Source organism: Glycomyces sp. TRM65418, assembly GCF_019710475.1.
Lineage (GTDB): Bacteria > Actinomycetota > Actinomycetes > Mycobacteriales > Micromonosporaceae > Glycomyces.
In genome coordinates, this window is the sequence record NZ_JAJFAX010000001.1 from 1,051,729 (window position 1) to 1,072,142 (window position 20,414).

Annotated in this window: 24 protein-coding genes; 5 read left to right on the top strand and 19 right to left on the bottom strand. The window is 69.9% G+C overall.

From position 1 onward, the window contains the following. The first annotated feature begins 1 nt into the window (after window position 1). Both K3N28_RS04800 and K3N28_RS04805 read left to right on the top strand, forming a co-directional pair. Window positions 2-940 (top strand): carbohydrate ABC transporter permease, encoded by a 939-nt coding sequence (locus K3N28_RS04800; protein WP_228091328.1) that lies wholly within the window; start codon window positions 2-4, stop codon window positions 938-940. Between the two features lies 1 nt (window position 941). Further along, window positions 942-1,832, top strand: coding sequence for a carbohydrate ABC transporter permease (locus tag K3N28_RS04805; RefSeq protein ID WP_228091329.1), 891 nt, complete (start codon window positions 942-944; stop codon window positions 1,830-1,832). 69 nt (window positions 1,833-1,901) lie between these two features. On the opposite strand, the gene K3N28_RS04810 is transcribed toward K3N28_RS04805, so the two are convergent. Together K3N28_RS04810 and K3N28_RS04815 are read right to left on the bottom strand one after the other, a co-directional pair. After that, the gene (locus K3N28_RS04810; protein WP_228091330.1) at window positions 1,902-2,384 is read right to left on the bottom strand and encodes a hypothetical protein; all 483 of its coding nucleotides are present in this window, start codon (window positions 2,382-2,384) and stop codon (window positions 1,902-1,904) included. Window positions 2,385-2,574: 190 nt separating this feature from the next. Beyond that, window positions 2,575-3,537 (bottom strand): zinc-binding dehydrogenase, encoded by a 963-nt coding sequence (locus K3N28_RS04815; RefSeq protein ID WP_228091331.1) that lies wholly within the window; start codon window positions 3,535-3,537, stop codon window positions 2,575-2,577. A gap of 245 nt (window positions 3,538-3,782) precedes the next feature. Here K3N28_RS04815 and sodN point away from each other — a divergent pair, with 245 nt between their 5' ends. Next, complete coding sequence (gene sodN / locus K3N28_RS04820) at window positions 3,783-4,193, top strand: superoxide dismutase, Ni (protein ID WP_255640256.1); 411 nt, start codon at window positions 3,783-3,785, stop codon at window positions 4,191-4,193. Window positions 4,194-4,382: 189 nt separating this feature from the next. Beyond that, window positions 4,383-4,835, top strand: coding sequence for a hypothetical protein (locus K3N28_RS04825; RefSeq protein ID WP_228091332.1), 453 nt, complete (start codon window positions 4,383-4,385; stop codon window positions 4,833-4,835). Window positions 4,836-5,067: 232 nt separating this feature from the next. On the opposite strand, the gene K3N28_RS04830 is transcribed toward K3N28_RS04825, so the two are convergent. After that, complete coding sequence (locus tag K3N28_RS04830) at window positions 5,068-5,331, bottom strand: WhiB family transcriptional regulator (protein WP_208496337.1); 264 nt, start codon at window positions 5,329-5,331, stop codon at window positions 5,068-5,070. An 831-nt stretch (window positions 5,332-6,162) separates the two neighbouring features. Continuing rightward, window positions 6,163-7,116, bottom strand: a complete 954-nt coding sequence (locus K3N28_RS04835; protein ID WP_228091333.1) for a diacylglycerol kinase family protein — start codon at window positions 7,114-7,116, stop codon at window positions 6,163-6,165. Between the two features lie 32 nt (window positions 7,117-7,148). On the opposite strand from K3N28_RS04835, the gene K3N28_RS04840 reads away from it, so the two are divergent. Beyond that, window positions 7,149-7,598 (top strand): hypothetical protein, encoded by a 450-nt coding sequence (locus K3N28_RS04840; protein ID WP_228091334.1) that lies wholly within the window; start codon window positions 7,149-7,151, stop codon window positions 7,596-7,598. 165 nt (window positions 7,599-7,763) lie between these two features. Here the strand turns inward: K3N28_RS04840 and K3N28_RS04845 are convergent, their stop codons facing one another. The 15 genes from K3N28_RS04845 to proS all read right to left on the bottom strand — a co-directional run bounded on the left by K3N28_RS04845 (window position 7,764) and on the right by proS (window position 20,314). Next, a complete protein-coding gene (locus tag K3N28_RS04845) occupies window positions 7,764-8,489 on the bottom strand; it encodes a sirohydrochlorin chelatase (RefSeq protein WP_228091335.1) in 726 nt (241 codons plus the stop codon). Next, the gene (locus K3N28_RS04850; protein WP_228091336.1) at window positions 8,482-9,192 is read right to left on the bottom strand and encodes a phosphoadenylyl-sulfate reductase; all 711 of its coding nucleotides are present in this window, start codon (window positions 9,190-9,192) and stop codon (window positions 8,482-8,484) included. Before K3N28_RS04850 ends, K3N28_RS04845 begins: the two co-directional genes overlap by 8 nt. Window positions 9,193-9,240: 48 nt before the next feature. Next, window positions 9,241-9,474 carry a hypothetical protein gene (locus tag K3N28_RS04855; protein ID WP_228091337.1) on the bottom strand — a complete coding sequence of 78 codons (234 nt, stop codon included), beginning with the start codon at window positions 9,472-9,474 and terminating at the stop codon, window positions 9,241-9,243. Then, window positions 9,471-11,144, bottom strand: a complete 1,674-nt coding sequence (locus K3N28_RS04860) for a nitrite/sulfite reductase (RefSeq protein ID WP_228091338.1) — start codon at window positions 11,142-11,144, stop codon at window positions 9,471-9,473. The genes K3N28_RS04855 and K3N28_RS04860 overlap by 4 nt, the downstream gene beginning before the upstream one ends. A gap of 300 nt (window positions 11,145-11,444) precedes the next feature. Further along, window positions 11,445-12,923: a sensor histidine kinase gene (locus K3N28_RS04865; protein WP_228091339.1), complete on the bottom strand. Its 1,479-nt coding sequence runs from the start codon at window positions 12,921-12,923 to the stop codon at window positions 11,445-11,447. 117 nt (window positions 12,924-13,040) lie between these two features. Beyond that, window positions 13,041-13,343 carry a DUF2469 domain-containing protein gene (locus K3N28_RS04870; protein ID WP_091040324.1) on the bottom strand — a complete coding sequence of 101 codons (303 nt, stop codon included), beginning with the start codon at window positions 13,341-13,343 and terminating at the stop codon, window positions 13,041-13,043. A 216-nt stretch (window positions 13,344-13,559) separates the two neighbouring features. After that, window positions 13,560-14,225: a ribonuclease HII gene (locus K3N28_RS04875; protein ID WP_228091340.1), complete on the bottom strand. Its 666-nt coding sequence runs from the start codon at window positions 14,223-14,225 to the stop codon at window positions 13,560-13,562. A 4-nt stretch (window positions 14,226-14,229) separates the two neighbouring features. Continuing rightward, window positions 14,230-14,928, bottom strand: coding sequence for a signal peptidase I (gene lepB / locus K3N28_RS04880; protein WP_228091341.1), 699 nt, complete (start codon window positions 14,926-14,928; stop codon window positions 14,230-14,232). Next, on the bottom strand, window positions 14,891-16,165 hold the full coding sequence (gene lepB, locus K3N28_RS04885; RefSeq protein ID WP_228091342.1) for a signal peptidase I: 1,275 nt from the start codon (window positions 16,163-16,165) through the stop codon (window positions 14,891-14,893). The genes lepB (K3N28_RS04880) and lepB (K3N28_RS04885) overlap by 38 nt, the downstream gene beginning before the upstream one ends. A gap of 79 nt (window positions 16,166-16,244) precedes the next feature. After that, on the bottom strand, window positions 16,245-16,592 hold the full coding sequence (gene rplS, locus K3N28_RS04890; protein ID WP_228091343.1) for a 50S ribosomal protein L19: 348 nt from the start codon (window positions 16,590-16,592) through the stop codon (window positions 16,245-16,247). Between the two features lie 85 nt (window positions 16,593-16,677). Then, window positions 16,678-17,448: a tRNA (guanosine(37)-N1)-methyltransferase TrmD gene (gene trmD, locus K3N28_RS04895; protein ID WP_228091344.1), complete on the bottom strand. Its 771-nt coding sequence runs from the start codon at window positions 17,446-17,448 to the stop codon at window positions 16,678-16,680. Continuing rightward, window positions 17,448-17,966, bottom strand: a complete 519-nt coding sequence (rimM, locus tag K3N28_RS04900) for a ribosome maturation factor RimM (RefSeq protein WP_228091345.1) — start codon at window positions 17,964-17,966, stop codon at window positions 17,448-17,450. Before rimM ends, trmD begins: the two co-directional genes overlap by 1 nt. A gap of 63 nt (window positions 17,967-18,029) precedes the next feature. Then, window positions 18,030-18,263: an RNA-binding protein gene (locus K3N28_RS04905; protein ID WP_091040329.1), complete on the bottom strand. Its 234-nt coding sequence runs from the start codon at window positions 18,261-18,263 to the stop codon at window positions 18,030-18,032. Further along, window positions 18,263-18,748 carry a 30S ribosomal protein S16 gene (rpsP, locus tag K3N28_RS04910; protein ID WP_228091346.1) on the bottom strand — a complete coding sequence of 162 codons (486 nt, stop codon included), beginning with the start codon at window positions 18,746-18,748 and terminating at the stop codon, window positions 18,263-18,265. The genes K3N28_RS04905 and rpsP overlap by 1 nt, the downstream gene beginning before the upstream one ends. Window positions 18,749-18,907: 159 nt before the next feature. After that, complete coding sequence (proS, locus tag K3N28_RS04915; RefSeq protein WP_228091347.1) at window positions 18,908-20,314, bottom strand: proline--tRNA ligase; 1,407 nt, start codon at window positions 20,312-20,314, stop codon at window positions 18,908-18,910. Window positions 20,315-20,414: the final 100 nt, after the last annotated feature.

The following is a 20,414-nucleotide window of genomic DNA, read 5'->3' on the forward strand; positions in this document are numbered from 1 at the left end:
CATGACTACTGACACCGAAACGCCCGCGGCGGCGTCGACGGCGAAGCAGCCGCCGTCCCGCGCGGCGCGGGCGCCCAAACGCCGTTCGTGGCTCGGGCTCTGGTTCGTCCTGCCGTTCACCGCCGTCTACGCGGTCTTCCTGCTCTGGCCGATGATCCTCGGCCTCTACTACTCCTTCACCGACAAGAGCCTCACCGGCCGCCCCGTCACCTGGATCGGCCTGGAGAACTGGGCCGAGGCCTTCGGCGACGCCAAGGCCTGGGACTCGCTGTGGAACACCGCGTGGTTCACGATCCTGAGCACGCCCCCGCTGGTGATCCTCGGCCTCGCCTTCGCGCTCCTGGCCCACCGCGCCCGCAAGATGGGCTGGTTCCTGCGGCTCTCGTTCTTCGCGCCGTTCGTCATCCCCGTCTCCGTGGTCACCATGATCTGGGTGTGGATGTACCAGCCCGCCGGCGGTCTGATCAACCACTACCTCGGCGAATGGGGCCTCGGCGGCGACCGGCTCTGGGTCTTCCAGGAAGACGCCATGGGCTCGGTCGTCATCACCACCGTGTGGTGGACGCTGGGCTTCAACTTCCTGCTCTACCTCGCCGCCCTCCAGACCATCCCGACCGAGGTCTACGAGGCGGCCGACATCGACGGCGCCAACCCGCTCCAGAAACTGTGGAGCATCACTCTGCCGCTGCTCAAGCGCACCACGGCGCTGGTGATCGTGCTGCAGCTGATCAACTCGCTGCGCATCTTCGACCAGTATTACCTCATGGCCGGCGGCGGATCGAACCTCTCGCCGGAGAACGTCTTCATCCAGTACATCTACAACGCCGGCTTCGTCGGGTTCAGGGTCGGCTACGCCTCGGCGCTGTCGTACATCCTGTTCGTCTTCATCCTGATCGTCGCCCTGGTCCAGTTCCGACTGCTGTCAAGGAAGGAGGACTGACGTGACCGCTGTGCAAACGAGGCCGCCTGCCTCTGAAAGCGAACCCCGCACCATCGCGCGCAAGCGCGGGAGGATCACCGTCGGCACCGCTCTGGTGTACTTCGCGGCCTTCTTCCTGGCCGTGCTGTGGCTGGTGCCGTTCCTGTGGGCGCTGTCCACTTCGTTCAAGACCGAGACCGAGGCCAGCCTCGGCCAGCCCATCCACTGGATCCCCGAGACGTGGTCCGTGGAGGGCTACCGGGTCCTGTTCGAACGCGGCGACCACCTCGCCTGGATGATCAACTCCACGGTGGTCTCCACGATCGTCACCGTCCTGACCCTCGGGCTGTGCGTCCTGGCCGCCTACGGCTTCTCCAGGCTCGACTTCCCGGGCAAGAAGGTCATCTACGCGGTGATCCTCGCCGGCATCATGATCCCGCCGCAGGCGCTGATCATCCCGCTGTTCGACGTCGTCAGCGCCCTGAAGATGGTCGACACCTACTGGGGCCTCGCGCTCCCGCAGGTGGTCGCGCCGGTGATGATCTTCATCCTCAAGCGCTTCTTCGACGCCATCCCCCGCGACTACGAGGAGGCGGCGAAGCTCGACGGGGCCGGGCACCTCCGGATCCTGTGGAGCGTCATCCTGCCGCTGTCGGGACCGATCCTCGCCGCGGTCGGCATCTTCACCTTCATCGGCTCCTGGAACAACTTCCTGTGGCCGCTGCTGGTGGCGAACGACCCGTCGATCATGACCCTGCCGGTCGGCCTCGGCGTCGTCGCCGGAGGCTACGGCCTGTTCTACGCGCAGAACATGGCCGCCGCCATCCTCGGCGCGCTGCCGCTGCTGATCGTGTTCATGCTGTTCCAGAAGCAGATCGTCAAGGGCGTGGCCGGCGTCGGCCTCAGCCGCTGACCGGTTCGAGCGAAGGAGGCGGGGTCCGGTTCGCACCGGGCCCCGCCTCCCGTCTCCGCCGTTCCCGCCTCAGAAGACGCCCTGCTTGACGAGGCAGGAGGCGGGGCTGAAGCCGACCGAGTCGCCGTGCCGGACCCGGATCCACTCGGTCTCCCAGCGCAGGCCCGCGCAGCCGATCGTCCGCTCGCCCGCCGTGGCCCCGCAGGACCCCTCGACCTCGGTGTCGTCGTAGAGGCGCGCGAGCCGGCGCGCGCCCATGTCGGGCTCGGTGAAGATCGAGACCCCGAACGTGGCCTCCACGCGGTAGCGGCACAGCAGCAGCTGCTCCTCGGTCCAGCCCTCGGAGAGGATCGCCCGCTGCACCGCGATCGGGCGCGCCTCGGTCCCTGCGACCTCCGCGTCGCCTTCGGAGGCCGCGCTCTCCCCGTGTTCGGCGAGCGTGATGGCGACGACCGTGATCGCCGCCGCGATCGCGATTCTCACCAGGAGCTTCTTCGCGAGGACCCACGTGCTCCCGGCGGCGGACTTGAAGCCGCCCTTGACCCGTCCCATTACCGACATGGTCGCTCTCCCCTGCCCTCGGCGCTCGAATCCCCCGTTGGCGAGCGCTCGGCGTCCGATGCCCGGCGCGCCCGGCGCCGGGCGGGCGTGACATCAGTTCCAGGGTGCGGGCAGGGAGGGCCGCCGCGCGGGCGAACCCGTGAGAAACCGCCGCCACTGTCGCAATTGCGACCGTGGAGCCCTAGTCGCGGGTGACGACGACCTTGCCGAAGGCGTCGCCGGAGTCGAGGCGGCGCAGGGCCGCTTCGGCGTCGGCGAGCGGGTAGGCGGAGTCGATGACGGGCTTGACGTCGCGTTCGGCGCAGAACCGGATGAGCTCGACGAGCTCGGCGCGGGTGCCCATGGTCGAGCCGAGGATCTCGAGCTGCTTGAAGAAGACGTGGCGCAGGTCGATCTTCGGCGCGTGGCCGCCGGTGACGCCGCAGTTGACGAGCCGCCCGCCGGGCTTGAGGGACTTGATCGAGTGCTCCATGACCGGCTCGCCGACCGAGTCGATCACGATGTCGACGCGCTCGGGCAGGCGGCCGCCGGCCTCGATCGGGACGGCGCCGAGTTCGGCGGCCTTCTCGCGGCGCTCGGGGCTGCGGCCGGTGGCGTAGACGCGGGCGCCGAGGGCCTTGGCGAGGACGATCGCGGCGGTGGCGACGCCGCCGCCGGTGCCTTGGACGAGGACGGCCCCTTCGGCGTGGAGGCGGCCCCGGCTCATGAGCATGCGCCAGGCGGTGAGGTAGGCGGTGGGCAGGCACGCGGCCTCCGCGGCGGTCCAGCCCTTCGGGGCGGGGATCAGGTTGCGCTCGGGCACGGCGACCTGTTCGGCGAGCGTGCCGGGGTGGAGCTCGGAGAGCAGCGTCCGCTTGGGGTCGAGGGTCTCGTCGTCGAGCGAGGCGTCGGCGATGACCGGGTAGACGACGACCTCGTCGCCGTTCGCGGTGCGGCCGACGGCGTCGGTCCCGAGGATCATGGGGCACTGGTCGGCGCGGAGGCCGACGCCGGCGAGCGACCAGAGGTCGTGGTGGTTGAGCGAGGCGGCCACGAGGTCGACGCGGGTCCAGTCCTCGGGGACGTCCGGGGGTTCGATCTCGCCGACCGTGAGGGCCGAGAAGGGGTCGTCGGGGTTCACGTTGCGGGCGTAGGCGGCGAGCATCGGGATTGACCTCCATCGTTGCGGCGCTTGCCGGCGGGCTGCCGGCGGGCTCGGCGTGCGATCGGTGGTCGGCCTCGGCGCTGCTTCCGAGCCGGCGACGGGCCGAGCGCCGATTGCACTGTCCATCATGGTGTTCCGTGAGGAACGGTCTGCGTCTCTAACTCTAGGGGCCGGACCGAAAGAGGCCTCCGGAGAGGTAGGGTCGGCAGTGGAATCACACCCACTGGAAAGAAGCTGGAGGGCTCATGTTCAAGCCTCTGTTCAAGCGGCTGCTGCCGCAGGTCTCGGCTTCGGCTCACTGCGACCTGCCGTGCGGGGTCTACGACCCGGCCCAGGCCCGCATCGAAGCGGAGTCGATCAAGGGCATCTGCGAGAAGTACCAGGCCAACGAGGACCCGGAGTTCCGCACCCGCGCGCTGATCATCAAGGAGCAGCGTGCGCAGCTGGTCAAGGAGCACCTGTGGGTGCTGTGGACCGACTACTTCAAGCCGCCGCACTTCGAGAAGTACCCGCAGCTGCACTCCCTCGTCAACGAGGCGACGAAGCTCGCCGGGGCCTCCGGCGCCAAGGGCTCCGCCGACCCGCAGGTCGCCGAGGAGCTGCTGGGGAAGATCGACGAGATCGCGAAGATCTTCTGGGAGACCAAGCAGGCCTGACGCCGTCACGGCACGCAGCGCTCGCACGAAGCGCCCGGCCCCGCGATCCGGCGGGGCCGGGCGCTTCGGCGTCGACGGCCCCCATGGTGGGATTTCAAGCGGGGTGTTCCGCGTTGCGGGCCCGTGGCGATTATCCTTTGCAGCGGGAGGAGCCGAAGGCCTTCGGCTCCTCGAACACAGGAAGCGGCGATGCCGGTGAGCGATGAGCGCGAAGACGTGCTGCTGCTCGACGTGCCCTCGACGGGCGACTACCTGTCGGTCCTGCCGACCGCGACGGCGGCGGTGGCGACCAGGCTCGGGTTCTCGCTGGACGAGATCGAGGACCTGCGGGCGGCGGTGAACGCGGCCGTGGCGCTGCTGATCCCCGCCGAGCCGGGGCGTCCGCGCCCGTTCCGCAAGAAGACGAACGACCAGCCGCTGCGCTGCCGACTGGCCGTGGGCGAGGAGAGCCTGCAGATCGTGCTGAGCCGCCCGAAGGGCGAGCCGCTCCCGGACGCGGGCTCGTACCAGTGGCAGGTCCTCCGGGCCCTGACCGACGAGGTCGAGGCGGAGGTCGAGGACGCCACCACGGTGATCCGGATCAGCCAGCGCCGCCCGGCGACCGAGGCGGACGCCGACACGCAGCGCCACCAGATCTACTGACGCGGTCGGTCCCCCGCCCGGCGCGATCCCCCGCGTCCACGTTGAGCGGGCCGCATCGGGGACCCCTGTCGGTCCTTACGGATACCTTGGTCGTCAGGGGTGTTCCGCTACGGACATTCGCCGCATTGCACACTTCCCGGACAGCTCGAAGGCCCGGCATCGCTGCCGGGCCTTTCAAGCTTCTGTCTCGCAAATTCGAGGGATGGGCTACAACCAGCGACTGCGCGACGCGCTAGCCGACGACCTGGGTCGCCAGCGTGCGCAGCGCGCCCGAGCGGCGCTTCAGTTCGCGGCGCTCGATCTCGCTCATGCCACCCCATACGCCCGCGTCCTGACCGGTCTCGAGGGCCCACCGCAGGCACTCCTCGGTCACGGGGCAGCGCCTGCAGACGTTCTTCGCCTGCTCGATCTGCGTCAGTGCCGGTCCGGTGTCCCCGATCGGGAAGAACAGCTCGGGGTCCTCGTCACGGCAGATGGCCTCGTGGCGCCAATCCATCAAACATCTCCTTGCTAGGAATCAAGCATCTTGCTTGCACGGTGTTATTCGAACAGCTCTTATGGTTCGGGCGTTTCGCCGGCCGTCTCCGGCCGCTGCGGGCCTTCGGGCGGGCGTCGCGCCGGGTGTCGCTCGTGCCGCGCCGCGTCCGCTGCGGGGAACTGCTTGCAGCGGTCGCACCTTCGCGGGCGGCAGAGGCGAGCGCTCGGTACGGGACCCGATTCCCGGCAAAGGGAATCGTTGTCACCGTGAGCACAGGGCTCTCGCGTCGCGTCAGCGTCCTCGCTGAACGCTTTGGGCTTCGGGGAGCACACCCGCCTACGGCGTCGGTCGCCCAATTGGCGACTGAAAGGTCCGCACCTCAGTCCGACCTACCTTGTGAATGCTTTCACAAGCACGGGATTTGTCAAGGGTTCGACTCGGGAAATCGGCCCGAAGTGAGTGAACTCACCGCGCCGCCACCTCGAAGAAGACTCGTGGAACATGTTCCACAGTACCGCTGGGATCCCTACCGCGGACCCTCATGGCGGCCTCCGCCACACTCGCCCGGACGGAAAGTGCCGGGGTCGGTGACAGCGAGTCGAACCGGTTTGACACACTGGTACTCAAGGTTGGCCGACTTACCACGCTAGGAAGTTTCGCCAGGGCTTGACGAACTCATGGTCCGCAAGCTGTACCAAGACGTAAGTACCCACCGAATGCCCGGTCTATACGCACCGAAAATACGATATTCGGTTGTAAGTCTCACGCCGTCCCGGTAGGGAGGGCGAAATCAACCTTGCCCGCTCACCGGCGAGTTGTCAACACCCGGTTCGAGGTTTTCCCAAGTTGTTAGCAGGCCACCCGCAATGCCGCCGGAACCGATGTGAGTTCGACTTCGGTTCGCTCGCCGAGATAGTCCCCGTCGAGTTGGAATGCCTGCGGAAGCGAGGCGCGCAACCGGATCCTCGAGAGATCGTGATGCGTCACCGCGTGCTTACCGTCGGGTCCGTCTCGTCCCACCAGCAGTGAAGCGGCGGTCCGCGCGGCGTCCGACAGTCCAAGTTTACGCAGAATCAGGACATCAAGTCCAGCATTAAAGGACGCCCGCGCGTTGAGGTTCACCGGAAGGGTGCCGAGGTAAGTCCACGGTGCGCAGTTCTGCACCACGACCATCCCCTCGGAGAGGTCCTCTCCGCCTTCGGAGAGTTCGACCTCGATCGTGTCCCCTTCCACGCCATGCTCGTTCAGTTCCGCCATGACGGCACGGGCGTAATGCGCGCCGAGATTGCGCTTCTTGCGGTACGACTCCACTTTCTTGATGATCGACGCGTCCCAGCCGAGTCCCGCGCAGAAGGTGAAGAGCCGGTCGATGTCGTCGCCCTTCGCGCGCCCGAGATTGACGGTGCGGACCTTCTGCTCCTCGATCGCGGCGACGATCGCCATGGAGGCGCGGCGGCGGTCCCAGGGCAGGCCGAGTGCCCGCGCGAACACGTTCGTCGAACCGGCCGGGATCGGCGCGAAGATCGGCGCGTCGGCGGCGTCGCGACCGTCCGCGAGCAGGCCGTTCACGACCTCGTTCACCGTGCCGTCCCCGCCGAGGCTGACGACCACGTCGTACCCCTCGCCGGCGCCGCGTTTGGCGAGTTCCTCGCCGTGACCGCGCGAACCGCTCAATTGCACGTCGAGGTCGAGCACGTCGCCGAGCTTCTTGGCCACCCAGCGCGTGCGGCGTCGGGAGCCGGTGGAGGCCTTCGGGTTCACGATGAGCAGGCCGCGCTGTGGCGCTGCTTTCAGGTCGCGCATAGGCGCAGCGTAGCCCGGGATACGGTTGGGGTGTGAACGAAACCGATGCCGACATGGGCGCGGTCACCGAAAGCCACGGTGACGGTGCACGGCCGTGGACCTTGACGGCCGCCGGAGGGCTGTTCTGGCTCCTCGCAACGGGACTCGCTGCCGCGGGAGTGTGGGGGCTCGCACAACTGGTGACGGGCGACGTCGACACGGCGAGCGGCGCGATCGGCGTCGCGCTCCTGGCGTGGCTGGCGGCGCTCTACTACTGGTTCATCGGACGGCGGCTGCTGCAGCGCCGCGACGTCGTGGCGCAGGCGATCTTCCAAGGGCTCCTTTGGCTTCCGGTCGGGTACTACCTGCGTGAGGCCGCCCACCCGGTGATCGGGCTCACGGCATGGGCGGTCGCGGCGGCGATCCTGGGACTCGCCCTCAGCGGACCGACTCGTCGGGCGGTCGCGTTCGGCGAGCGGAGGCCTTTCGGGGAAACCGAATAGCAGGCACAGCGGCGGAGCCGAACAACCGGCGCGGCAGTGCCGGATCCTCCGCTGCAGCGGAGGATCCGGGTGGTCGGCACAGCGGTGGGGCCGGTCACCGCCCGTAGGGCCGCGAGCGCATTCGCTTGGACCACAACCGGGTGCTCGTCCAGCTGAGCCTGCCGCCTACGCCTCGGCGGCGCGCTGTTCGATGACCGCCAGGAGTTCGGGGGCCGTGCCGAGCGGTTCGCCGACGTGGACGACGCCGGCCTCGCGGGCCGAGGCGATCGCCGCGTCGCAGAGCTGACCCGGGGCGATGAAGTAGCAGACGGCCGCGACGCGTTGGGCTCCTTGGGCTTTGAGTGCCTCGACGGCCTCGCCGGTCCTCGGGCCGGGCCCGGAGGCGAAGCCCGAGGCCGCCGGGACGCCCAGGAGGCGTCCCGCCTCGGCCGCGACTTCGGCGACGTGCTCGCGGCCCTCGTCGACGCGGGTTCCGGCGGCGCACACCACCAGTCCGTCGATGCCGAAGGGCAGATCACGGACGAGCGCCTTCGCGAGCGACAGGTCCCCCACCGGGTGCGCCCTCGCGACCACGAGGCCCGGGCGGGCCTCCTCGGCGCGCTTGGCGACCTCCGGAAGGTCGTGGCGGGAGTGGTAGGCGTCGGTCAGCAGCAGCGGCAGCGCCACCACGGTGCCGACGCCGGAGTCGGCGAGGCTCCTGAGGACCTCGACCGGGTGGGGTTCGTTGAACTCCAGGAAGCCCACGTCCGCTCCGGCCGCCCGCGCGATGGCGCGGACGGCCTCCGGGGAGCGCGGGTCGGGACTGCCGTGGGCGATCAGCACGATCGGCCGCGGCGGCCCCGCGGAGGGCGCGGCGGCGGCGTCGGGTTCCTGTGCGTGCGCCTCAGACATGCAGACCGCACTCGGTCTTGTCGAACGCGGCCCATCGGCCGGCGCGCGGGTCCTCGCCCGGTTCGGTGCGCCGGGTGCACGGCCAGCAGCCGATCGATCGGAAGCCGTCCTTGAGCAGCGGGTTGACCGGGATGTTGTGGCGCTCGATGTACGCCTCCTGGTCGGCCTCGGTCCACTTCGCGATCGGGGAGACCTTGACCTTGCGGCGCGAGAGGTCGAAGTCGACCACGCGCGTGTTGGCGCGGGTCGGGCCCTCGTCCCGGCGCAGGCCGGTGGCCCAGCCGTCGTAGTCGGCCAGGGCGCGGTTGAGCGGCAGGACCTTGCGCAGCGAGCAGCATTCGTCGGGGGCGCGCGAGAACAGGCGCGGCCCGAACTCGGCGTCCTGTTCGAGCACCGACTGCTCCGGCTGGATCGAGCGGACGTTGACGTTCATCGTGGAGGCCACGAAGTCGCGGACTTCGAGGGTCTCGGGGAAGTGCAGGCCGGTGTCGAGGAAGACGACGTCGATGCCGGGGGCGACCTCGCTGGCGAGGTGGACCACGGCGGCGTCGGCCATCGAGGAGGTCACACAGAAGCGTTCGCCGAACTCGCCGACCGCCCACTCGAGGATCTCGTGGGCCGTGGCGTCCTCCAGGCGCTTCCCCGCGTCCATGGCGAGGTCACGGAGTTCGAAGGGATCTCTCTGATTCCCGTTGCTGCTCATGCTGCTTCACTCCGATCGGGGTGTCCTGCTCGGGTCGGGGACCCTTGGCTATTGCGGGCGCGAAGCGCCTTCGCTGTCGGGCGGGGGCGGGTGACGGGTGGGAGGGGCCGCGAAGGCGGTCGCGGCCTCCATCCCGTGGTATTTGACGGCGAACACGCGCGTGCAGTCCGCGCAGTGCCAGCCGCCCCGAATCTCGACGTCGCTGTCGGGAGCCGGTTCGTACGGCGTGAGGTCTTCCTCGCCGCAGTAGGGGCAGTGGTAGGGAACGACTCGGGCGCTCACTGCAATGCCGCCTCGTCGGCCCGGTGTACCCACTGGGCGAAGGTCTCCCCCTCGAACCGGCCTTCCAGGTACCGGCGGGTGACGCGTTCCACGTAGTCGCCGAGGTCGGCCGAGGCGACCTTGAGGCCGCGGGCCTTGCGGCCCAGGCTCGCCGCGGCGGCGTGCCCGCCGCCGAGGTGGACCTGGAAGCCCTCGACCTGCTCGCCGTCCACGGTGACCAGCTGGCCCTTGAGGCCGATGTCCGCGGTCTGGGTGCGGGCGCAGGCGTTGGGGCATCCGTTGACGTGGACCGAGATCGGCGTGTCGAGTTCGGGGACGCGCTTCTCGAGCTCGGCCACGAGGTCGCGGGCGCGGTCCTTGGTGTCGACGATGGCGAGCTTGCAGAACTGGATCCCGGTGCAGGCCATCGTGGCGCGGCGCCACGGGGACGGCTCGGCCTCGAGGCCGATCTCGCGCAGGTCGGCGACCGCGTCGGCGACCTTGTCCTCGGGGACGTCCAGGAGCAGGAGCTTCTGGAGCGGCGTGGCGCGGATGCGGTCGGAGCCGTACTTCTCGGCGATGTCGGCGAGCTGGTCCAGGATCGTCCCGGATACGCGGCCGGCGACGGGTGCGACGCCGATGAAGTAGTTGCCGTCGTTCTGCTTGTGGACGCCGATGTGGTCGAGGAGCTTCTCGGGGACCGGGGGCTGCTCCAGGTCGGGGAGCTTGCGGCCCAGGTAGGCGTCGGACTCCAGGACCTCGCGGAACTTCTCGACGCCCCAGTCCTTGACGAGGAACTTCAGGCGGGCGCGGGTGCGCAGGCGGCGGTAACCCCAGTCGCGGAAGATGCGGACCACGTTGACCCACACGTCGACGATGTCGTCCTGGGAGACCCACACGCCCAGGCGCGGGGCGAACATCGGGTTCGTGGAGAGGCCGCCGCCGACGTAGAGGTCGAAGCCCGGCCCGTGCTCGGGGTGGTGTGCGCCGATGAGCGAGATGTCGTTGACCTCGTACGGGCTGTCGGGCAGCCAGCCGATGGTCGACTTGAACTTGCGCGGCAGGTTCGAGAGGCTGCGGTCGCCGATGAAGCGGTCGTAGATCTCCTTGATCTGCGGCGTGGCGTCGATGACCTCTTCGGTCGAGACGCCGGCGACCGGCGAGCCGAGGATGACGCGGGGGCAGTCGCCGCAGGCCTCCTGCGTGTCGAGGCCGACCGCTTCGAGGCGGCGCCAGATCTCGGGGACGTCCTCGACCCGAATCCAGTGGTACTGGACGTTCTGGCGGTCGGTGACGTCGGCGGTGTCGCGGCCGAACTCCTTGGAGATCCCGGCGATGGTCCGCAGCTGGGCGACGTCGAGCTGGCCGCCGTCCATGCGCACGCGCATCATGAAGTACTTGTCGTCCAGCTCCTCCTCGTCGAGGATGCCGGTCTTGCCGCCGGCGATGCCGGGCTTGCGCTGGGTGTACAGGCCCCACCAGCGGAAGCGTCCGCGCAGGTCGGCGGGGTCGATCGAGTCGAAGCCGCGGTGAGCGTAGACGCCCTCGATGCGCTGCCGCACGTTGAGCGGGTTGTCGTCCTTCTTGGACTGCTCGTTCTTGTTGAGCGGTTCCCGGTGGCCCATGGCCCACTGGCCCTGGCCCTTCGGGCGGGACGGTTTGCGCGTTGGCGTTGGCACAGTTCTCCTCATGCGGACACAGGTGTGGCGTGGTTCGACGGCGGAATGCCGGAAGGGATTAAGCGCGCATCAGAAGACAGGCGGCGCTGAACACACGGCAGAAGTCGACGTGGCGGCGTGCCACCAGTCGGAGCCCGTGTGCGCGAGACATGCCTGCAAGCATGCCACACCTCTCAGCCGATGGCATCCGTCGTCCCGCAGCATGGACGTGGACTTGGCGATGCCCGCAAGCCGTGAATGGGATGGGTCACATGCATCCGCCGGGTCCGGCGGATGCGGGAGGTTCGCTGGAGGGCGCGGGGCCGTCCTTCGTCACTGGAGGGCGAAGTCGACGACGGCCTCGGTGCCGCCTTCGCGGCGCGGGCGCATGTCGATGGTGCCGCGCAGCTCGCCGGTGACGAGCGTGTGCACGATCTGGAGGCCCAGGCGGGTCGAGTCGGCGATGCGGAAGCCCTCGGGGAGGCCCTTGCCCTGGTCGGAAACGGTGACGCGGAAGCGGTCGCCGTCGCGCTCCACGTTGATGACGACCTCGCCGTCCTGGCCGGGCGGGTAGGCGTGCTCCACCGCGTTCTGGATGAGCTCGTTGACGACCATGACCAGCGGGGTCGCGTACTCGCTGGGCAGGACCCCGAAGGTGCCCTCGCGGCGGAGGGTCACCTTGGACTCGGCGACGGAGACCTCGACGGCCATGGAGGCCACGCGGTCGACGATCTGGTCGAAGCCGACCGACTCGTCCGAGCTCTGCGAGAGGGTCTCGTGGACGAGCGCGATCGAAGCCACGCGGCGCACCGACTCCTCGAGGGAGAGGCGGGCCTGCGGCGAGCCGACGCGGCGGGCCTGGAGCCGCAGCAGCGCGGCGACGGTCTGGAGGTTGTTCTTGACGCGGTGGTGGATCTCGCGGATCGTGGCGTCCTTGGTGACCAGCTCGCGGTCGAGGCGGCGGACCTCGGTGATGTCGCGCACGAGCACGAGCGCGCCCGCGGCCTTGCCGCCGGGCCGCAGCGGCAGCGCCCGCATGAGGACCGTCGCGCCCTTGGCCTCGATCTCCTTGCGGCGCGGGGTGCCCCCGGCGAGGGCGTCGGCGATGCGGCGGGCCGCGTCCGCGCCGACCTCGGGGTTCGAGGGCAGGCTGCGGGTGAGCTCGGCGAGGTCGCGGTCGCGCAGGTGGCCGGTGACGCCCATGCGCCGGTACGCCGAGAGCGCGTTCGGCGAGGCGTAGCGGACCAGTCCGTCCGAGCCGATGCGGACCAGGCCGTCGCCGATGCGCGGCGCGGTGGTCGGCTCGCCGGGCAGCAGCGGGGGCGGGAATCCGCCGTCGGTGAGCATCTGGACGAGGTAGTCCGCGGTCTTGAGGTAGTTCAGTTCCAGGTGGGAGGGGCTGCGCGTGTCCGAGAGGTTGGTGTCGCGGGCGGCGACGGCGATGACCTCGCGGCGGTCGCGGCGGCGCACCGGGATGGCCTCGTGGCGGGCGGCGACGTCCCCGCGCCAGACGGGGTCCCCTTCGCGGAAGATCCGGCCCTCGGTGAACGCGACGTTCAGGTGCTGGGCGTCCTCGCCTTCGAGGATGCGGCCGACCTGGTCCTCCTCGTAGGCGGTCGGGCCGGTGGTCGGCCGGACCTGGGCCAGGCAGACGTACCGGCCCGGGTGGTCCTTGACGGCCCCCCAGAGGAGGAAGTCGGCGAAGGACAGGTCGGCGAGGAGCTGCCATTCGGCCACGAGCCGCTGCAGGTGCGCCGCGGAGTTCGAGGTGAGGTCGGTGTGCGCGCTGATGACATCGCGGAGAGTGGACACCCGGCCAATACTAGCGGCGGGCCGGGCGGCGGACCTCCTCCTCGAACGCGCCCCGGGCGGTTCGCCGCGGCGAGCGAAACGCCCCGCCGCGGAGGGCGGGGCGTTCGAAGCGAGCGGCTACGGGAGCGTCATGTCGGGCTTGTCCAGCTCTTCGACGTTCACGTCTTTGAAGGTCAGGACGCGCACGTGCTTGACGAACCGGGCCGGGCGGTACATGTCCCAGACCCACGCGTCGCTCATCTCGACCTCGAAGTAGGTCTCCGCGTCGGCCCCCCGCACGTGGACTTCGACCGCGTTGGCCAGATAGAACCGCCGCTCGGTCTCGACGACGTAGGTGAACTGCCTCACGATGTCCCGGTATTCCCGGTACAGCTGCAGCTCCATGTCGGTCTCGTACTTCTCGAGGTCCTCGGCGCTCAACGCTCCTCCTTCTCAACGACGGTTCCCACGATAGTGCGCGGGTGCCCCGCCTCGCTCGCGGCTCTCGCGACGACCGCTCGCGGAGCCGTGATCCGGCGCTCACGGCGGTCCCGGGCGGCGCCGTGCCGGTGCGCCGCGGCGAGCGCTTGCGGCGCCGTGGACGGGTCCGGCCCGTGCCGTCCTGGGTTCACCCGGAGCCGCCCCGCCAAACCGCGCTCAGGCGCCGGCGGGCACGTCGGGCCGGCCGACGGCGCTCGCGGCGACGTTCGCGTAGGACATGCGGTGGTCCTCGCACGGGCCCCAGCGGCGCAGCGCCGCCTCGTGGGCGGGCGTGCTGTATCCCTTGTGGACGGCGAAGCCGTATTCGGGGCGGCGCCGGTCGAGTTCGCACATGATCCGGTCCCGGGTGACCTTGGCGACCACGCCCGCGGCCGCGACGCACGCGGCCGTCCGGTCGCCTTTGACCACCCCGAGGCTGCCGGGCAGGCCGGGGACCGGGAAGCCGTCGGTGAGCACGTACCCGGGACGCTCGGGCAGGCGCGCCACGGCGACGCGCATGCCCTCCAGGTTGCACACGGCGATGCCGCGGCGGTCGATCTCGTCGGGCTCGTACATGACGACGCTCATCGCCGCCCGCGAACGCCGCAGCCGCTCGAAGACCCGCTCGCGGGCGGCCTCGGTCAGGAGCTTCGAGTCGTTCAGCTCGTCCAGGCGCGCGTTCGGCGGCAGGCTCACCGCCGCGACGACCAGCGGCCCGGCGCAGGCGCCGCGCCCGGCCTCGTCGGCCCCGGCCACCGGGCCGAGACCGCGCCGCAGCAGCGCGGCCTCCAGCGCGTACAGGTCGCTGTCGCGCCTGAGCCGAGAGGAGACGGGACGGAGCATGGCCTCAGGACGGCTCGGGGACGTCTTCGTACGTCGCCGGGATCCCGAACCAGTTGAAGTCGCCGACCGGCCAGAACAGCACGAAGGCCTTCCCGATGACCGCGTCGACCTCGATCGTCGAGGCCTGGACGTCGCCGCGGGTGCGGACGAAGCGCTCGCGCGAGTCGCCCGAGGCCGAGCGGTGGTCGCCCATGACCCACAGGCGCCCCTCGGGCACGACCAGGTCGAACGGGTCCTGCGAGGGCGGGTCCTGCTGGCCGGTCATCGGATTCGTGTACAGATAGGACGATTCGTCGATGGGCTCGCCGTTGACCGTGATGCGCCCCTCGTCGTCGCAGCACACCACGTGGTCGCCGCCGACTGCGATCACCCGCTTGATGAACTCGTCCTCCTCCATGACCGAGCGCCAGGACTCGGGGGCGGTGAAGACGATGATCTCACCGCGCTCGGGCTCGGAGAACTCGTAGACGAGCTTGTTGACGAGCACGCGGTCGTCGATCTGAAGCGTCGTCTCCATCGAGCCGGAGGGAATGTAGTAGGTCTGGACGACAAAGCTCCGGACCAGCCACGCCACGAGGAGGGCGACGCCGAGCAGGATCGGCAGTTCTTTCCAGAACGACCCCTTCTTCTTGGGCTGCTGCTGTGCGGAGGATTCCTCGGCGCTCTCACCGTCGGCGCCGGGCGATTGCCCTTCTTCGATCACGGTGCGAGTCTACGCGCTCGCGCTCCGACCGCAGGGACGGCCGCCGCGCGGCGGTCGGCGCCGGCATCGCCGTGGCGGGCAAGGCGGGCGGCTGGTGCCAGAACGTGCCCCACGCCGCCGGGAGGCCGTCGCCGACGGCCGACCGGTCGCCTTCCTCTCCGGACGTCCCGCCGGTGCCGTCGAGGACGTCGAAGGCGTCGGGGATCTCCAGCTCCCTTGCGCGGTCGGTGGGCCAGACGAGGGCGATGGCGCGGCCGATGAGGTTCTCCACGGGCACCGGTCCCTGGCACCGGGAGTCCTTGGAGTCGCCGCGGTGGTCTCCCATGACCCACACCTCGCCTTCGGGTATGGCGACCTCGTCGAACCGGCGCGAGTGGCAGGTGCCGGGGTCGACGTCGAGGGGCGCGTCGTCGTAGACGTACTCGCTCTCGTCGAGGGAGACGCCGTTGACGACGACGTTGCCGCCCTCGTCGCAGCAGGCGACGGTGTCGCCGCCGACGGCGATGACGCGTTTGATGAAGTCCTTCTCATCGGGCCTGGCGAGGCCGATGAGGTCGAGGACGGCGGTGGTGACGTCGTCGAGGAGCCCTTCCTCGCCGCCGGCGGGCCGGTACTCGGGGTCCCAGGAGTCGGTGCCGCGGAAGACCACGACCTCGCCGCGCTGGGGCGTGCGGAGCGTCGTGGTGAGCTTGAGGACGAGGACCTTGTCGCCCTCCTGGAGGGTCTGCTCCATCGAGCCGGAGGGGATGTAGAAGGGCTGCACGGCGAAGGTGCGCAGGAGGACCGCCGCCGAGAAGGCGACGACGAGGAGCAGCGGCAGCTCGATCCACAGCGACAGGTACTGGCGCTTGTGCGGCTGCGAGAGGCGGCTCTCGGCCTCCTTGTCGCCCTGGCGCGGCTCGGCGAGCGGCAGGCGGCCGCCTCCGGTGCGGTCGTGCGCGGCGGTGCCGTCGAGGGGGCGGACGCGGTCGTGGGCGCCGGTCGCGCGTTCGCGCTCGGCGGCCACGCGGTCCTTGGGACCGGTCGGGCCCTCGGTGCGGCGGATCGGCTGCGTCACGTCGATCGGCAGGCCGTCCGCGGCCGGACCGGCGGCGGGGGCTCCGGCGACGGGCCCGCGCGGCAGGCGCGGGCTCTCGGGGTCGGAAGGAGGCGGGGCACCGAGGCCGTCCGGACCGGGGAGTCGGTCCCACGAGATCCGTCGGGGGCCCTTCGCCCCGCCGGGGGAACCAGGACTCATGTGCTGAGGGTAGCGGAAGTCGGCGCGCAGCGAAAAACCCCGGGCGAACGCCCGGGGCCCTCCGAAAGCTTGGTGCGAACTAGACTTCGCGCTTCTCCTTGATCTTCGCGGCCTTGCCCTTGCGGTCGCGCAGGTAGTACAGCTTCGCGCGGCGGACCTTGCCTCGCATGGCGATCTCGATGGAGTCGACCATGGGGCCGTGGACCGGGAAGGTGCGCTCGACGCCGATGCCGTAGCTCAGCTTGCGGACCGTGAAGGTCTCGCCGATGCCCGCGCCGTGGCGGCGGATGACGACGCCCTGGAACACCTGGACACGCGACCGGGCGCCTTCCTGGACTCGGACGTTCACCTTGACGGTGTCACCGGGACGGAAGTCCGGCACGTCGGCTCGCATGGAGGCCGCGTTCAGCTCATCCAGAATGTTCATGGTTGCAACCCTCGTTGATAAGAAGTTCAGAAGTTCGAGCCGGGAGAGGTACCGCTTGAACGAACGGCACGTCACGGGAACTCGCTTACTCTGCCACACCCTGGTCGGGCACGGCGAACCCGGCCTCCTCGAGGAGGAGCCGGTCACGTTTGTCGAGGTTACCCGCCTCCAGTCGCTCGAGCAAATCCGGGCGGGCCTGCGCGGTGCGGAGGAGGGCCTGGTCACGCCGCCAGCGGGCGACCTTGCCGTGGTCCCCCGAGAGGAGGACGGGCGGGATCTCGTGGCCGCGCCATTCGGCCGGGCGCGTGTAGGCGGGGGCCTCCAGGAGCCCGGCGTTGTGCGACTCGTCGTCGAGGGACGCGGCGTTGCCGAGGACGCCGGGCACGAGCCGGGCCACGGCCTCCACGATCGCGAGGACCGCGACCTCCCCGCCGAAGAGCACGTAGTCGCCGATGGAGACCTCGGTGACCTCCATGCGCTCGGCGGCGTAGTCGACGACCCGCTGGTCGATGCCTTCGTAACGGCCGCAGGCGAACATGAGCCAGGGCTCGGCGGCGAGCCCGCACGCCATGGACTGGGTGAAGGGCCGTCCGGCGGGACTGGTGACGAGGAGGCGGGGCCGCTCGTCGCCGGCGATGAGTTCGTCGAAGCACTCGCCCCACGGCTGCGGCTTCATGACCATCCCCGCCCCGCCGCCGGCGGGCGCGCCGTCCACCGAGTGGTGCACGTCGTGCGTCCAGCGGCGCAGGTCGTGGACGTTGAGGTCGATGAGGCCCTTCTCGCGGGCGCGGCCGATGAGCGAGAGGTCGAGCGGCGCGAGGTATTCGGGGAAGACGGTGACGACGTCGATCTTCACTAGAGCTCCAGCAGGCCCGGGGGCAGGTCGACGCGGATCCGGCCGGCCTCGACGTCCACTTCGCCGATCATGTCGGCCACGAACGGGATGAGCGCGGGGGTCCGGCCCTTCCGCTTGACGACCAGCGTCTCGTAGGCGGCGCCGTGGTCGACGCGCGAGACGGTGCCGACCTCGCCCGCTTCGCGGTCGATGACCGTGAGGCCGATGAGCAGGGTGTCGTGGACCTCGTCCTCGTCGGCGACCAGCTCCTCCTCGTCGATCTCGACGCTCAGGACGACCCCGCGCAGCAGCTCTGACGCGTTGCGGTCCGTGTGGCCCTCGAAGCCGATCATCGGACGGCCCTGGTGCCAGCGCACCGTGGCGGCCTTGAGGGGCGCGCCCTTGAGCCGGCCGCCCGTGGTCCGGTATTCGACGCCGGGCTGGAAGCGCGTCTCGGGATCGTCGGTGCGGACCTCGACGACGACTTCGCCGCGCAGCCCGTGCGGGCGAACGATCCGGCCGACCACTAGCTCTGGCATTGCCACCTTCTTCTCGGGACAGCGCAACGGCCCCGGAGGGACTCCGGGGCCGTTGCGGATGACTCAGTAGGAATCGACGACCTCGACACGGATGCCTTTGCCGCCGATCGAGCCGATGACCTGGCGCAGCGCGTTCACGGTCCGACCCCCGCGGCCGATCACGGTCCCGAGGTCGTCCGGGTTGACCCGGACCTCGAGCCGCTTGCCGCGGCGGGAGTCGACCAGACGGACGCGGACGTCGTCAGGGTGGTCGACGATGCCTTTGACAAGGTGTTCAAGCGCCGGTCGCAGCACGATTACTCCCCTTTGGTCTCAGAGGCCTCGTCGGCGGGGGCCTCGACCTCTTCAGTCTTAGCCGATTCGTCGGCCTTGGCGGCGGACTTCTTCGACTTCGGCGCGGCCTTGGCGGCCTCCTCGGAGACGTACGCCTTCGAGGGGTCGATGCCCGACTCCTTGAGGGCGGCCACGTAGAGGGACTCCTTCTCCGGCTTGGGCTCGGCGACCTTCAGCGGGGCCGGCTCGGGCAGACCCTTGAACTTCTGCCAGTCGCCGGTCTTGCGGAGGATGGCCTTGACCGTGTCGGACGGCTGGGCGCCGACGGCGAGCCAGTGCTGGATGCGGTCGGACTTGACCTCGATCCGGGACGGGTTCTCCTTCGGGTGGTAGATCCCGACGTTCTCAATGACCTTGCCGTCGCGCTTGACGCGCGAGTCGGCGATGACGATGCGGTACTGGGGAGTACGGATCTTCCCCATTCGCGTGAGGCGAATCTTCACTGCCACGTTTTGTTACTCCTGTTGTAAGGATCACGTTAGCGCGCACGCCATCCAGGTGGAGATTCCGGATTGCGTCGCGCTGAAACCTGGCTTTGCGTCACGGTTGTTGAGAGGGCACCCGTCCCAAAGCTCATGTACAGCGTCCGAGTCTAGCGCACGGCAGGTCTAGTACGACCGCGCCAGGTAGGCGATGAGACCGGACTCATCCAGGGAGTCGGGCACGGAGCCGTCCTCGCGCTGGAGCACGCGCACGGTGACCGCCGACTGAGCGGCCTTCGCCTCCCCTTCGACGCCGCAGGCGTCCCACGGCAGGCGCGCGTAACCGGTCTGGGCGGCCTCGACGGCCTCCTCGACGGTGGACACGTCGGCGGTGTGCGCCTCGCGGTACTCCAGCGCCTCGTTCCACAGCTGCTGCTGCGCGCCTTCGAGGGCGGCGGCGACGGCCTCGGCGAGCATCCCGAGCGGGACGGTGTCCTTCGTGCCCTCGACGCGGCTGACCACGGTGGCCTCGCCGTTCTTGAGGTCGCGGGGGCCGATCTCGATGCGGACCGGGTAGCCCTTGAGCTCGGCGTCCACGGCGCGGCGGCCGAAGGCCACGTCGCCGCGGTCGTCGAGCCTGACGCGCAGGCCGTCGTCCTTGAGCTCGTCGTAGACCTTCTTCGCGGCGGACTGGACCTCGTCGGAGTCCTTGACGACCATGACGCAGACCTGGACGGGCGCGAGGTTCGGCGGGACGCGCAGCCCCGCGTCGTCGCCGTGGCCCATGATGAGGCCGCCGACCATGCGGGTCGAGACGCCCCAGGAGGTCGTCCAACCGTGCTGCTGCTTGCCGTCGCGGCCCTGGAACTGGATGCCGAAGGCCTTGGCGAAGTTCTGGCCGAGTTCGTGGGAGGTGCCCATCTGGAGGGCCTTGCCGTCGCGCATGAGCGACTCGACCGCGAAGGTGTTCAGGGCCCCGGCGAAGCGCTCGGCCTCGGTCTTGATGCCGCGGTGGACGGGCAGGGCGAGCACGTTCTCGATGAAGTCGGCGTAGACCTCGTGGAGGACGCGCAGCGTGAAGGCGTGGGCGTCCTCATAGGTCTCGTGGACGGTGTGCCCCTCCTGCCACAGGAACTCCGAGGAGCGCAGGAACAGGCGGGTGCGCAGCTCGTAGCGCATCACGTTGCACCACTGGTTGAGCAGCAGCGGCAGATCGCGGTACGAGTTGACCCACTTGGCCATGTACTCGCCGATGACGGTCTCGGAGGTGGGGCGGATCGCGAGCTTCTCTTCGAGCTCCTTGCCGCCGCCGTGCGTGACCATCCACAGCTCGGGCGCGAAGCCCTCGACGTGGTCGGCTTCCCGGGTGAAATAGGACTCGGGGATGAGCAGCGGGAACGAGGCGTTCTCGGTGCCGGTGCCCTTGATGCGGTCGTCCAGTTCGGCGACCATGCGCTCCCACAGCGCGAACCCGGACGGTCGGATCACCTGCGAGCCGCGGGCCGGACCGTTCTCGGCCAGCTGGGCTTTGGCGATGACGTCCTGGTACCAGCGAGGAAAGTCCTCGCCCTGCGGTGTGAGTACATTGGCCATGGTCAGCGATTCTACGGGTCGCGCGACACCCGCTCGCGCTCGGCCGTTCGACGCGCCTCGGGGACGCCCGCGAACCGCGGACCGGTCCCTTCGGCGAGGC